Here is a 13,994-nt window from a genome sequence, read left to right as displayed (position 1 = left end):
AAAAGAAGCGTTTCTTCCTTTGCAGGAAAGGTATCATATTAGACAACAAGGCGCTCAGCGTTTTTCGATAACGTTACGGAGGTGCTCATCTTCTGAAAAAACGGAAGCAGCCAACGGAATACGTAGACAGAAAAAAATAAAGCCATGACGATTTTTTTCTGAAGGCAGAGGGAAAGGAAAGAAGGCAGGGTGACATCAACATTTTCTTATATAAATCATAAAGGAGTAGATTGTATGCTGGAACGATTACTGAAAGATTATGACAAGACCCTCTCCCACGACGGGGTCGACGGAGAACGACTCGCTGCGCGCCTCGCCGCACTGGCGGAGATTGGCGCTGTCGAAGGAGGCGGCGTCTCCCGAATCGCTTTTTCCGACGAAGAGCAGGAAGCGAAAGAACTCGTGATGCAGTGGATGGAAATTGCGGGACTGGCCGTGCATCAGGACGGGATTGGGAATGTGATCGGGACGCTCGCCGGAACGACGTCCGACCGAGTCGTCATGTCGGGGTCACACCTGGACAGCGTGCCGCACGGCGGCCATTTCGACGGCCCGCTCGGCGTGCTGGCAGCGCTGGAGGTCGCGGAAGCATGGAAGGATACGGGGTTCACGCCGGAGAAAACATACGAAGTCGTCGTGTTCACAGATGAAGAAGGCGCGCGTTTCCACAGCGGCATGACCGGCAGCCAGGCAATGACCGGGGACTGGAACCGGCCGGAGAAAGAGCGGCTGACCGATATTTATGGCGAAACGTTCGCCGAGGTACTTCGGCAGCGCGGGCTCAGCTTTGACAGCATGGCTTCCGCCGCCCGTGATCTGTCCCAGCTCGATGCGTTCATCGAAGTTCATATTGAACAAGGGAAACGACTCGAGAAAGAAGATCTGCCGGTCGGCATCGTCGAAGGCATTGCCGGACCTTCCTGGCTGGAAGTCACGTTCACCGGTGAAGCCGGGCATGCCGGCAACACACCAATGCCCGACCGCCGCGATGCCCTCGCAGCTGCCGGACAATTTGTGAGCACCGTGCCGCAGCTCCCGGAACAGATCAACAAGACGTCTGTGGCCACTGTCGGACGGCTGCACGTGAAGCCGAACGGTGTGAATGTCATTCCCGGTGAAGTGACGCTCACTGTCGATATTCGGGACATCCAGGCCGATGCCCGCAGCAGGCTTCAAGGAGCCGTCGAACTACTCGCGGAAAAAACCGGTGCTGCAGCAGGAGTCGACGTCTCCACGAAGCCCCTTATGGCGATCGATCCGATTCAAGTAGAAGACTTCATGAAAAATGAAGCGGCGGCTACCATGCGTTCCGTTACCGGCCGCACGTATTTTCTGCCGAGCGGAGCCGGTCACGACGCCATGATCCTCGGCCGCCACCTGCCGATGGGCATGCTCTTCACCCGTTCCAAAGACGGCGTCAGCCACAATCCGGCCGAGTGGTCGAGCCTGCATGACTGTGTGCAGACGGTACATGTGCTGAAAGCCTGGCTTGAAGCGCGCACGTCCGTATCAGGATGAACGAGTGACGACCCGCTGATACACGAGCAGCAGAAACACCAGCATACCGCCGGCCAAGAGCATGGTGAGGATGTTCGGAATAAGCACGTACAACGCCAATACTGCGCCGACAGCAGAAAGCAGCAGCCCGGCGCGCCGCTTTTCCTCTCCTTCTGTCAGTTTCAGCAGGCGGAAACCGACCGCAGCAACACCAGCAACGAGTGCCAGCAGGGTAATGAGAAACAGGACGTCCATGATCGATGTCTCCTTTCGTACTGTTCTTTACCCGCTGCTGTCCCGGCTGAACCCGATGTTTCCCCTTCCCTCCTGCGCGGGTAAAGGGGAAACGGTACGATAACCTAAAGGAGGCTTCACTGATGAAATTAGTCCAGCTGCACGAATTTGGCGGACCAGAAGTGCTCAACGTCGAAAATACAGAGAAACCAACCCCGGCGGAAGACGAGGTGCTGATCCGCGTCACCGCGGTCGGTGTCAACTACGCAGACACGATGCGACGCCAGAATCAGTACGTTCTCGACACCCCGCTCCCGTTCGTTCCGGGTTCGGAAATCGCCGGTGAAGTAGTCGAAGACGGCCAGTCGCTCAAAGCCGGCACACGGGTGACGGCCCTCATTGGGGAAGGCGCGTATGCAGAGTACGTCACCGCGAAAGAACAAACCGTCATCCCGATTCCAGAACAGCTGAGTGACCGCGAAGCCGCCGCCCTGCCGCTTCAGGGGCTGAGCGCCTACCACATCCTGAAGTCGATGGGCCGCCTGCAGAAAGGCGAAACCGTCCTCATCCATGCAGCCGCCGGCGGTGTCGGCACGCTGGCCGTCCAGCTCGCCCGCTACTTTGAAGCCGGGACGATCATTGCCACCGCCAGCACCGAAGAAAAGCGGTCGCTCGCCCTTTCTCTCGGTGCCGATCACGCCGTGGACTACACGAAAGACGGCTGGGAAAACGAGGTGCTCAAGCTGACCGAGAACGGCGTCGACGTCGCACTGGAGATGGTCGGCGGCGACATCTTCGATCAGACGCTCAACTGCCTTGCTCCGTTCGGCCGGCTCGTCACATACGGCGCAGCCAGCGGCGAACTGCCGGAATTCAGTCCGTTCCGCCTGCTGGAGAAAAACCAGTCCGTCATCGGTTTCTTCCTGCCGCAGATGATGGCGAAGCCGGAACTTTTCCAATACAGCCTGCAGGAGATCATGACGCTCGCTTCCGACGGCCGGCTGAAGCTCGAAATCGGCCACGTCTACCCGCTCGCCAAAGCAGCCGAAGCCCATGCCGACATGGAAGCACGAAAAACGTCCGGCAAAATCATTCTCGAACCATAAGCACAAGGCCGTCTCAGCACAGCGCTGGGGCGGTCCCTTTTGGCTTCAGCCATTCATCAGGACAGAGAAGGAGGATCCACCTATGACCGATCCATCCGTTCATACCGCGTTCGGCGTCTATGCTGTCTGCGTGGAAAACGACAAGCTGCTCGTCATCCATAAAAGCCGCGGCCCTTACGTACACCGGTACGACCTACCCGGCGGAAATCCGGAAGCCGGCGAATCGCTCGCCACAGCGCTGCGGCGGGAGTTCCTTGAAGAAACCGGCATGACCGTCCGGCTCCGACGAAACATCGGCACGGCGGATGTGAAGCTGCCGTGGCACTTCGGTCAAACAGCCTCCCTTCATCACATCGCCGCCTTTTATGAAGGGGAAAGAGCATCCGTTCCCGCACAAGCACCGGCCGTTTTCGAAGAACAGGACGCACTCGGAACGGCCTGGGTATCCGCCGAACATGTATCTACAGCCAATGCATCGCCGCTCGTCCTGCTCGCATGTGCCTGGCTCAAGAAACGGGAACTCCCGCTGGAGACGTTCACGTACGAGACGTGGGAGGTACTGCCGCGTCCGGATGCTTACCTTTAATGCCGACGGCTGTTTTCTTCTGCCATCCGACAGGAAATCACAGGCGCTCCCGGCCTCCGGTATGGTACGATAAAGCTATCATCGTCAGCCAAGGAGGAGACACGTATGGTTTTCAATCAGCTTCAGGATCTGACCGAAGCGAACCAGCAGTTTCAAGGGTTCGGCCTCGTCCGCAGTGCCAATCTGGCACAGACGAAAAAAGGAGATCCTTTTTATAATGTGACACTCGCCCACGGAAAAACGGAGCTTCCCGTGAAAGTGTGGAGCGATTTGATCCATGGACGCGAGGAAGAAGTGAAGCAGATGCTTCAGGACGGCCGCGTGCTGTATGTAGAAGGAGATACGTCGACGTACCAGGACAAACTGCAGATGACCGCACGTTCGTTCCGACCTGCCAAGGAAGAGGAATACGACATCGCCGACTTCCTGGAAACCCCGCCGGAGCCGATCGAAGCGCTGCAGCAGGAACTGGAAGGGTACCTTGAGCAGATCGTGGACCCCATCGTCAAAGACATCGTCCAGACCATCTATACCCGGTACAAAAAGCCTTTCGCCGCGTATCCGGCAGCGACCCACAACCATCATTCCTTTGTGGGCGGCCTGTTGTATCACACGGTCTGCATGCTGCGTCTCGGAATGGATATCGCTTCCCGCTACCCAGCGGTAAACAAGGACTTCATCATCGGCGGGATTACGCTGCACGATGCGTCGAAAGTGATCGAGTATACGAATCACATCGCCCCGCAGTACAGCAATCCCGGTGAGTTCATCGGCCATATTTCCATGTCCTCCATGTTCGTCGACCGTGAACAGCAGCGGATTCTATCGGAACGCGGCGAGTCGAAGCTCAACCCCCACGAACAGGAAGCCGTCTATCAGCTGCAGCACTGCATCCTTTCCCACCACGGCCGGATGGAATGGGGGTCGCCGGTGGAACCGAAGACGCTGGAAGCCCACATCATTCACCAAATCGACATGATTGACTCCCGGGTGAACATGATTGAACGCGGTCTCGCCGATGCTCCGGAAGGCGAATTCACGAAAGTCTTTCCGCTCGGGAAGCTGTACAAACCAATGAGCCGCTGACCGGCGGAAAGGAGCATACATGGCTACATTTCTTGAACGGCTGCAGCGCTGGGACGCTGCCTTGTTCCGTGCGGTCCATCAGGGGCTCCGCTCCCGCGTCATGGACATCTTCATGCCGCGGCTGACCCACCTCGGCGGACCGACCTTTTCCGCTCTGCTCATGCTGGCCATTGCCTGGTATTCAGCCCGGACCGTCTACGATCTGTTTCTGCCGACGCTTGTCGCTCTGCTCGTTACCCAGCTGCTGGTGACCGCATTAAAAAACATCTATGCCCGGATGCGTCCATACGACCGCTTTGCTTTCGTGCAGCTGCTCGCCAAACCATTGAAGGACTATTCTTTTCCATCCGGTCATACGGCAGCGGCTTTCACGATTGCCGTCAGTCTCTCGATCCAGCTGCCCATGTACACAGCCGTCCTGCTCCCTATTGCCTTGATTGTTGCCTTAACCCGGGTGTATATCGGCGTCCACTACCCGTTCGACTGTGCCGCCGGAGCAAGCATCGGCGCCGGTTCCGCTGCGGGCATTGCCTGGGTGCTCTAATCACGGTGCTGCCGGCCGCAGGCGGCAGGCGCAGCGTCCGGTTTCCGTACGTATTCTTAGACGCTTACGGCACACTTGCTGTTTGATAACGGGCCAAAAGCGCAAGCACTTTTTGATCGGAGCGACGTGCGGCGTCGCTGCAGGCTTTTGGAGGGATGCATGGGTTCTCATGCTTCACGAGCAGCGGTCAGAGCCGCCGTCGCACTGTATGAAAACTTATACATTCCTATCATACTAAAAAAAGGGGTGCCCTGGATTTCTTCCAGGACACCCTATTGTCATGGCATGCTGCTTCTGCCTGTCTGCGGCAGTACATGCTGATACATTTGGTTTGTACCGTTTTCTGCTGTGCGTCAGCTGACGCCGTTACCATGAAGCGCGGCACCGTTCTCTGTCTGGAACGCTTCCGAGTATTCCACTTTGCTGGACACACCTTCGAGCACGCCAGGCTGCAGTTCGAGTGCGAGATAATGGCCGGCTTCTGTGTCAAATGGCGGGCGGATGCCTTCTGCCAGGACGGCCCGGAAACCAAACCGCTCATAAAAAGACGGCTCCCCAAGCACAGTGACTGCTTCGTACCCTTCTTCCTTCGCCCGTTTCAGCGCTTCTTGTACCAGTGCTGTGCCGAAACCCTGCTTCTGAAAGGCGGGTGCTGTCGAAACAGGCGCAAGTGCCAATGCCCGGTTGACCCCTTCAATGCCGATTCTCGTCATCAATAAGTGGGCTGCGACTTTTCCGTCCACTTCTGCGACAAGGGACAACGATGGAAGATAGGCGTCGGACCGTCTCAGCCGGGCAACAAGTAAATGTTCTTCCCCGCTGCTGGTCGTTGTTTCCGAAAATGCCTGCTGCACGACCTGCTCAACCTGAAGATAATCCGCTGTCTTCTCTTCTCTAATGTGCATGTTCATCTTCCTTCTTGTTTTAGTCAGACCTGATGCAGTTATGCAGTCGGCTGCTCCCGTCAGAGACACGACGTCCCGTCCTTTTTTAAAAAAGAACGGGACACCTCGCTGATCGGTTGTCTACATTATACCTCAGCCCGGCAGAAAAAGCGAATTACTGCGACTGCGGGACTCTCCGTGCCGCGGCTGCAAGCCCTGCCTTGTTCAGGAAATTCCAAGGCTGGTTGAAGTGCGGCTGAAAGAAAAAGTCCGTATAGGCAAGCTCTTCCACCGTCATGTTGTTCTGTACTGCTGTACTCAGCGTATTGACTGCCTGCGTCACGTCCGCCCGGGAAATCAACTGTCCGCCAAGCAGCCGGCGGCTCACCGGATCAAACGTGATACGCAGCGTCACGACTTCGGATGTCGGCATAAAGGAAGGCCGGTGCCGCTCTTCAATCGTCACACTCTCCACCTGCATCTCCTTCATCGCAGCCGTCGTGTCGGTCAGCCCCGTGGACGCCATGTTCAGGTCGAACAAGTGCAGTCCGGATGTCCCCTGTGTCCCGGTCTGCGGAATCACAGGCCCCTGCATATTCTGAGCAACCAGCGTTCCCATGCGGACAGCGTTCGTTGCCAGCGGGATATACGCATGTTCCCCGGTCGGGTTATAGCGGACCGCGCAGCAGTCCCCAGCTGCGAAAATGTCCGGGTCGCTCGTCTGCATGTAATCGTTCACCTTCACCGCCCCGTTGTCGAGCATATCGATTTTCCCTTTCATCAAGTCCGTGTTCGGCTGGAATCCGACGCACATGATGACGAGGTCCGTCTCGATCTCTCCCCCCGTCGTCACCACCCGGTCCGGTTCAATCCGGCGCACCGTCTCCGCCAGCCGCAGATCCACACCGCGCTCCCGGAAGTCCTCTTCCACCATATCCGTGAAAAGTGGATCCAGATACTTGTTCAGAATTCGGTCCACTCCATCAATGAGCGTGACCTGCTTGCCGGACTGATGAAACGCTTCGACGAGTTCCACGCCGATGTAGCCGGCACCGACCACCGTAATATGGGAGGCTTCCGCAGAGCGCTCAATGATGGTATTCGCCTGTGCATAGTTTTTCGCCAGCAGCACGTGATCCGCGTCCACGCCTTCCACAGGTGGAATGATCGGCCTCGATCCTGTCGCAATCACCAGCTTGTCGTACCGGTCGTACACGTCTTCACCAGTAACGAGGTTCACTGCCTCGATCGTTTTTGCTGCCGTATCGACATTCGTCACGTCATGCTGCAGCTTGAGGGTGATGCCCATCGAACGCAGCTCTTCCGGCGACGAATAAAAAAGGCTCTCTGCTTCCTCGACCACGCCACCGACATAGAGCGCCAGGCCGCAGGATAAGAAGGACACGTTGTCGTTCCGCTCATATACGGTAATGTCGGCCTCCGGGTACAGCCGGGCCATGTTAGTCACTGCTGCCGTTCCTGCGTGGGTACTGCCAATCACTGCGATTCTCATGTTGATAATTCCCCTTTCTATTTTGTGAAAAATTGAGCAAGACTACGTTCAAGCGAAGCGCAGCGAATGGCTGCGCGTGTCTTTGTGAATGATTTCACTTACTATCTTATCAAGAAAAACATCCTGCTGCACGCGTTTTGCTCAATGAATCACAAATGTTTGTGCAGGTGATGTTGAATAGAGTATATACTGCCGATACGACTCGTTGCAATAACTTTGCTCACAATTTCACAAAATAGACACTTCTCGATGCTCCCTGTGTCTTTTCTACACAATCATGGAAAAGACCTGTTCACCCTCTCCAACTTGTCATACAATAAGCATAGAACTTTTTTATCATATTGACTTGATTACATATATTAAAGGAGAGAAAATCATGAAAAGTAGCCGTTTCCAGTTTCGAAGTCTTAGACAAAAAGTGTTAGCCGGTTTCATTGTCATTATGATTCTCGTTGTCGCACTTGCTGCCTTCTCCGCGGTGCAGCTCAATTCCGTAGCGGAAGAAGCCGCTGATTTGGAAGAAGAACGAGTGCCGCTGCTGGTGGCCGACAGCAACCTCGCCTACAATATGGCAGAACGACTCAGCGTCGCCCGCGCTTATATGCTGTACGGAGACCAGAACTACCAGGTCATGTTCGATTCCTTTACGGAACAGGCCGAGCAGATTCAGGCAGAAGTGCTGGCACTGAGCAGCAACCCGAATGTCGAATCTGTCATCAACCGCAATAGTGAGTGGGCCGACACGGTCCAGAACGACGTCTTCCCTCTGTATGACGAAGGAGAAGAAGAAGCAGCTGCCGAGCTTCTTCAAGAGATCCGGGATGAGGCGGAACAGATCATGGCCTTCTACGAAAACCTCGCTGTAGAACAGGAAGAGGAAATCGCAGCAGATACTGCCGCGATTTCGAACAGCACAGAGAACCTCTTCTTCTGGGTGATTGTCATTTCCGCAGCCGTGATTATCATTGGAATCGCAGCGGCCATGATCACTTCCAGCTCCATTGCCGATCCGGTAAAGCGCGTAACCGAGCGGATGGAAACCCTTGCCGGTGGGGATTTGAGCGGAGAACCGCTCGAGAACAACGCCAAAGATGAAATCGGGACGATGACCGCCGCTGTGAATGCCATGACAGAAAACAACCGTCAGCTGTTAATGAAGATTGCCGATGTGTCCGATCAAGTCTCGGCACAAAGCGAGGAGCTGAATCAGTCTGCCGACGAAGTCCGCTCCGGTACCGAACAAATCTCCTCCACGATGGAAGAGCTCGCCCGCGGATCCGAATCGCAGGCCGGCTATGCGGGAGATCTGACGGAATCGATGACGACGTTCACTTCACAGATGACTGATTCCAACGAGAAAGGCAAGGAAACCGTGCACGCCTCCGCCGAGGTACTGAGCATGACGAAAGAAGGCGGCCGGCTCATGAACACGTCAGTGACACAGATGCAGGAGATCGATCAAGTCATGAACGACGCAGTCGACAAAGTGAAAGGGCTCGATACGAGCACCCAGGAAATCTCTAAACTCGTCAATGTGATCCAGGATATCGCGGAGCAGACAAACCTGCTTGCCCTCAACGCCGCGATAGAAGCTGCGCGCGCCGGCGAACACGGCAAAGGCTTTGCGGTCGTCGCTGATGAAGTCCGGAAGCTCGCCGAGCAGGTATCCAACTCTGTCACGGAAATCACGTCCATCACCGGACGGATCCAGGAGGAATCCAACCAGGTGACGACGAGTCTCGAAGGTGGATACAGCGAAGTCGAAAAAGGCACAGCGCAGATCAAACAAACCGGAGAAACGTTCCGTCAGATTGAACATGCCGTAGACACTATGGGGGAGAACCTGCGTGAAGTGACCACGAAGCTCGATGAAATGACGACACGCAGCGGCGAGATGAGCAGCGCCATCGAAGAGATCGCTTCGGTCGCTGAGGAATCAGCGGCCGGTGTCGAACAGACGTCTGCTTCGGCCCAGCAGGCGACCAGCTCGATGCAGGAGGTCTCCTCCAGCTCGGACGAACTTGCCCGTATGGCGCAGCAGCTGCAGGATTCCATCCGCCAGTTCCGCCTGTAGCCGCCACGTTTCCACCAGGAAGCATAGAACCAGCTGAAGCCTGTCAGAGCATTCCGTCTGACAGGCTTTTTTTCTTGCATGATAGGGATGCAGCTGCTCTCATCGATAGAGCCAGCAGCCGCTGCCTAACTGCTCTTCTGCGACGTACGCCGTACCAAAAGCAGGCACACTGTATTTCTTCTCAAAGAAGCGTGGGCGTTCCCTGTTGAAGCAAGGGCCGTTTCCCACCATGGAGAATCAGTCTTCAGCTAAAAACAACCGATACTCCTCTGCCTCTCCTTCGCTGAACAGAACAAAGCGGACAAGCTTCACATGCTCCAGCTTGTCTACCGTTTCCATGACGGTCGTGATGGCCGTTCTCATCGCCGATTGAAACGGGTAGCCGAACGCGCCAGTGGAAATAGCCGGAAAAGCGATACTGGTGCACTGCTTTTCCTCGGCTCGGGCGAGGGCCTCCCGGTAACAGGAAGCAAGCAGGACATCTGCGGGTGAATCCCGATGATAGACCGGACCGAGACAGTGGATGACATAGTCGTTGGGCAGGTTAAACCCATCCGTCAGAACAGCCTCCCCCGGCTTGATCGGTGCCAGTTTCTCCCCTGCTTCTGCCAGCGCCGGACCCGCCGCACGGTGGATTGCACCGGCAACCCCGCCGCCTGTCTGCAGCTCTGCATTGGCTGCGTTGACGACCGCATCAATGTCTTTCTGATCGGCAATATCCCCATACACGACTTCCATTTTCTTTCCGTTTCTCTTCCACATAAGATTCCCTCCTTCCACCTCTGTTTTTATAAATCCCGCTTTTCTCTTTTTCTAAACCCGTGACACCGAAAACCAACAGCCTTCTAAGCTGTTGGTCGATATGACAACTATTGCAGGGGTTCGACGGGAGGCCGGCGCTTCGTTCTTGCCGAACAGAGCACGAAGCCGACGTCTTCCTGTATCACCACGTCTACATTCCTACACTTTAAAAAAGCCGCTTCCCCTAAATACATCAGCAGGCGCGGCTTTACGTCATCTAAACAATTTTTTACCTATTTCCTCATTCTTTTCCATTACTACAGTGGTATACTTAGAAAAACCACTACGATTTGGACGAGAGGGAGGAACGAGATGAGCCATTCATCGGAAGCACAGTTTGAAGCAGACTGCCGCCGCATTGGTCACACAGCCGCAACCATGTCAGAAGCACAGGCACTTCTCACCGAGCACCACTGCATCATTTCCCGCCCCGGAACAGGAACGTACGAGTACTTCGTCGTACCGTATCAATGGGCTGTGCAGGCAACGTTAAGAGGCTACCGGCTCCATGACCTGAAACGTGGCAGCGCACCTCCAGAAGGCGAAAAGCCGACGACCTCCTAAAGAAACGGGAGCGCCATCACGTGAACGTGGAACAGCCAGCCGAGCATCACAGCCAGCAGCAGCCACTCAATCCATCCTCCCGTCCGGTAAAGGGGAATTTTCCAACGCGTCTTTGACAGCGGCAGCAGGACCGGGATCCCGCGCACGGAGCAGAGGTCGCAGAGCAGGTGCACGATGTAGCCGAACAGCAGCCCTGCTGTCAGCTCCAGCGGAAACAGCATGTATACACCCCAGAGCAGCAGCACCGCCGCGGCAGAGTGCGTCGCCCCCCGGTGTCCGAAGACAAGCGATAACATATGGGAGACGACCGGCAGCCGCCGGCCGATCCAGGAACGGTGTTCGTCCACGTCCGGCGCCAGCGAACCTGCCAGTGCACCGACCGCAAACAGTGCCGTTACTTCAGGGAAGCTCGCTGCTTCCGTTTCTGCAGCCCAGGTGAGCGCGGCCGCTCCGGCTGTCAAATGGGTCAAATAAGTCATGATGATATCTCCTGCTTCCTGATGATAGTGGAACAGCCCCATTATACACGAACATATGATCTGATGCATTGCTTTTTTCGTCACGGACAGCCGCCGTAAACGTCTGCACGCTTATCCACCGACATACACCGCCAGCGGGAACAAAAGCGCAAAGCGTCTTTTGGTCGGAACGGCGTGCGGAAGCGCTGCAAGCTTTTTGAGGGAAGAAAACGTTCTTTGTTTCTTCCCGAGCAGCGCATGGAGCCGCCGTCACACTGTATGAAAACTTATACATTCCTATCATGGAACAAAAGCGCAAAGCGCCTTTTGGTCGGAACGGCGTGCGGAAGCGCTGCAAGCTTTTTGAGGGAAGAAAACGTTCTTTGTTTCTTCCCGAGCAGCGCATGGAGCCGCCGTCACACTGTATGAAAACTTATACATTCCTATCATTTGAAAAAGAAAAATGCTTCCAGACCCCTCTCCGGTCTGGAAGCATTTTTTGATTGGATTAGTTGGAAACAATGACGGTGTTCGTGCTGCCGTCCCAGTCTACGTAGGCGCCGAGCGCTTCGCCGACGAAGCGGAGCGGAACCATGGTGCGGCTGTTGATGAGTTCGCCTTCCTGATCAAGAGAAACTGCTTCTCCCTGTACGTAGGCTGTCGTGTCACCGATTGTCAGCTGTACCTGTGTACCGTTCAGAGAACCGGTTACGGTGTTGGAAGCTGCGTCCCACTGCACCGTCGCGCCGAGTTCTTCAAAGATGGCGCGCATCGGCACGAGTGTACGGCCGTCTTTTTTCACTGCGTCCTGATCCAGGTTCATCTCTGATCCGTTCACTTGCACGTCCACTGTGTCGTAGGAAGGCTCCTGAGAAGAAGCAGACGCTACTTCTGCGTGTGTGTCCTGTACGACGCGCTTAGCGCCGACATATCGTGGAGACCAGTACGAGCTGCTGAGGCTGACGATGGATACACCCTGTGAAGAAGAAGAGTGGATCATCTGATTGTTGCCTATGTAAATGCCGTTGTGCGTAATGCGGGAAGCAGAACGGGATTCGCTGAAGAAAACGAGATCTCCCGGCTGCAGGTTCGAACGGGATACGGAAGTACCGACGCTGAACTGCTGCTGTGCTGTGCGTGGCAGATCAATGCCTGCCTGTGAAAAGGCGTACCCTGTAAATCCAGAGCAGTCAAATCCGGATGTTGTTGTGCCGCCCCACTGATACGGTGTCCCAAGCTGGCTTTCCCCTGCGGAAATAATCTGGTCTGCGGTGCCCGAAGCAGAAGCTTCCTTTTCAAAGAACGGTGTTACGGTCAGCAGCAGTGCTGCTGCGAGAATTCCTATCCACTTTAACAATGACAACCTCTCCCCTATGTAATCTGATTTTTTCTCTATATGATCATGAAATTTTGTTTTCTCTTTTACCCACGATTGCAACTATAGCACGTTTACACGCTTTTTAGATTACAGTTCGTTAACATTCCGATGATAATGTAGTAACACCCTGTTACATACATAAAAATTCGGGTATAGTACAGATTGCTTTTCATCGACGTTACTCTTATGTCGATATAAGCATAAAGACTTATGAATGATGTGTACGAACGCTTTTTTCACAAAAAAAGCCCTCTGTCTGTCGACAGAGAGCGCGGTTTTGACGCTTTGTTACAAAGAAGCCTCCGATTGTAACAAACCTGTATCCACGTTTTCAGCGGGCTGTATCATCCTGCAGGAATTCCCTTATTTTCTCATTTACAATCGCCGGCTGCTCATGCAGCACCCAGTGGGTCGCTTCCCCAATGAAGATCAGCTCTCCCTCCTGGCACCATCGCAGACTCCGCTTTGCACCGTCCCGGTGGAGAAATGGATCACCGAGCCCCCACAGTATCCGCACCGGCGGCTCGATCCGTTTCGGACGGACGCTGCCGAACCAAAGGGCACGATACCAGTGCAGCATCGAAGTCATGGCGCCGGGCTGCTTCCACGCTTCTTTGTACAGCTCCAGCTCGTCTTCGGTAAAAGCTCCCGGCATCGCCGAAGACGCAATCCCCTGCTTCATCTGTTCGTAATCCTCGGCTGCAAAGATTTTTTCCGGCAGCCCGGGGAGCTGAAAGAAAAGCATGTACGAACTCTGCAGCAGCTGCAGCGGCTGCCTCGCCATGATCTCCGGCATCGCGCCCGGATAAGGAATGTTGACGGCCAGCAGCTTCTCCACCCGCTCCGGATGGTCGGCCGCCAGCTGCCAGGCCACTGCCCCGCCCCAATCATGCCCCATTACAACCGCTTTCTCTACGTGAAAGGCATCGAGTAGCGCCGTCATATCCCGACAGAGAATATCGAGCGCATAGCTGCGACGCCCAGCCGGTTTGGAGCTGAGATTATACCCTCGCTGGTCCGGCACAATCGCCCGGTAGCCTGCTTCCACAACCGCATCGATCTGCTTATCCCAGCCGTACCAGAACTCCGGGAAACCATGCAGCAGCAGTGCTGCCGGTGCATCATGCGGGCCCGCCGTTACGACGTGAAGTGTCACTTCCGGGGCCGTCTGGACGTAGTGCGTCTTCCGTTCATATCTCAAAGCAATCCCTCCCGTATGTTTCAGCCGGCTGACGCTGGCTGTTACCGGCTCTTTTCCCCTTCAGGCGT

At 55.4% G+C, this 13,994-nt stretch carries 14 protein-coding genes; 7 read left to right on the top strand and 7 right to left on the bottom strand.

Annotated elements, in window-relative coordinates; genetic code table 11:
* Positions 1-234 precede the first annotated feature (234 nt).
* Entirely contained in the window at positions 235-1,518 is a 1,284-nt protein-coding gene (locus G477_RS0118120) for a Zn-dependent hydrolase (RefSeq protein ID WP_026699109.1), read from the top strand.
* Here the strand turns inward: G477_RS0118120 and G477_RS0118115 are convergent.
* Positions 1,510-1,752: a hypothetical protein gene (locus G477_RS0118115; protein WP_026699108.1), complete on the bottom strand. Its 243-nt coding sequence runs from the start codon at positions 1,750-1,752 to the stop codon at positions 1,510-1,512. The genes G477_RS0118120 and G477_RS0118115 overlap by 9 nt on opposite strands.
* 122 nt (positions 1,753-1,874) lie before the next feature.
* Here G477_RS0118115 and G477_RS0118110 point away from each other — a divergent pair, with 122 nt between their 5' ends.
* The 4 genes from G477_RS0118110 (at position 1,875) to G477_RS0118095 (ending at position 5,053) form a co-directional block, all read left to right on the top strand.
* Entirely contained in the window at positions 1,875-2,837 is a 963-nt protein-coding gene (locus G477_RS0118110; protein WP_026699107.1) for a quinone oxidoreductase family protein, read from the top strand.
* Positions 2,838-2,919: 82 nt separating this feature from the next.
* Positions 2,920-3,423 carry an NUDIX hydrolase gene (locus tag G477_RS0118105; protein WP_026699106.1) on the top strand — a complete coding sequence of 168 codons (504 nt, stop codon included), beginning with the start codon at positions 2,920-2,922 and terminating at the stop codon, positions 3,421-3,423.
* A gap of 105 nt (positions 3,424-3,528) precedes the next feature.
* A complete protein-coding gene (locus tag G477_RS20350; protein ID WP_051288252.1) occupies positions 3,529-4,509 on the top strand; it encodes a 3'-5' exoribonuclease YhaM family protein in 981 nt (326 codons plus the stop codon).
* Between the two features lie 19 nt (positions 4,510-4,528).
* Complete coding sequence (locus G477_RS0118095; protein WP_026699105.1) at positions 4,529-5,053, top strand: phosphatase PAP2 family protein; 525 nt, start codon at positions 4,529-4,531, stop codon at positions 5,051-5,053.
* Positions 5,054-5,406: 353 nt separating this feature from the next.
* Here the strand turns inward: G477_RS0118095 and G477_RS20345 are convergent, their stop codons facing one another.
* Together G477_RS20345 and G477_RS0118085 are read right to left on the bottom strand one after the other, a co-directional pair.
* On the bottom strand, positions 5,407-5,958 hold the full coding sequence (locus G477_RS20345; RefSeq protein ID WP_051288250.1) for a GNAT family N-acetyltransferase: 552 nt from the start codon (positions 5,956-5,958) through the stop codon (positions 5,407-5,409).
* Between the two features lie 154 nt (positions 5,959-6,112).
* Entirely contained in the window at positions 6,113-7,450 is a 1,338-nt protein-coding gene (locus G477_RS0118085; protein ID WP_026699104.1) for an FAD-dependent oxidoreductase, read from the bottom strand.
* A gap of 376 nt (positions 7,451-7,826) precedes the next feature.
* On the opposite strand from G477_RS0118085, the gene G477_RS0118080 reads away from it, so the two are divergent.
* Complete coding sequence (locus G477_RS0118080) at positions 7,827-9,524, top strand: methyl-accepting chemotaxis protein (protein WP_026699103.1); 1,698 nt, start codon at positions 7,827-7,829, stop codon at positions 9,522-9,524.
* A 237-nt stretch (positions 9,525-9,761) separates the two neighbouring features.
* On the opposite strand, the gene G477_RS0118075 is transcribed toward G477_RS0118080, so the two are convergent.
* Positions 9,762-10,286, bottom strand: coding sequence for a macro domain-containing protein (locus G477_RS0118075; RefSeq protein ID WP_026699102.1), 525 nt, complete (start codon positions 10,284-10,286; stop codon positions 9,762-9,764).
* Between the two features lie 351 nt (positions 10,287-10,637).
* Between G477_RS0118075 and G477_RS0118070 the strand changes: the two genes are divergently transcribed.
* Complete coding sequence (locus G477_RS0118070) at positions 10,638-10,889, top strand: hypothetical protein (protein ID WP_026699101.1); 252 nt, start codon at positions 10,638-10,640, stop codon at positions 10,887-10,889.
* Here G477_RS0118070 and G477_RS0118065 read toward each other — a convergent pair.
* From G477_RS0118065 to G477_RS0118055, 3 genes are all read right to left on the bottom strand, one after another.
* Positions 10,886-11,368: a metal-dependent hydrolase gene (locus G477_RS0118065; protein WP_026699100.1), complete on the bottom strand. Its 483-nt coding sequence runs from the start codon at positions 11,366-11,368 to the stop codon at positions 10,886-10,888. The two genes, G477_RS0118070 and G477_RS0118065, sit on opposite strands and share 4 nt — an antisense overlap.
* 487 nt (positions 11,369-11,855) lie before the next feature.
* Positions 11,856-12,704: a stalk domain-containing protein gene (locus G477_RS21075; RefSeq protein ID WP_170203917.1), complete on the bottom strand. Its 849-nt coding sequence runs from the start codon at positions 12,702-12,704 to the stop codon at positions 11,856-11,858.
* Positions 12,705-13,056: 352 nt separating this feature from the next.
* Positions 13,057-13,926 carry an alpha/beta fold hydrolase gene (locus tag G477_RS0118055; RefSeq protein ID WP_035212484.1) on the bottom strand — a complete coding sequence of 290 codons (870 nt, stop codon included), beginning with the start codon at positions 13,924-13,926 and terminating at the stop codon, positions 13,057-13,059.
* Positions 13,927-13,994 lie beyond the last annotated feature (68 nt).

Origin of the sequence: Alkalicoccus chagannorensis DSM 18086, from assembly GCF_000429725.1 — a bacterium.
In the GTDB taxonomy this organism is placed as follows: Bacteria; Bacillota; Bacilli; order Bacillales; family Salisediminibacteriaceae; genus Alkalicoccus; species Alkalicoccus chagannorensis.
Note: the sequence above shows the minus strand (reverse complement) of the source record. Positions and strands in the feature narration are given on the sequence as shown.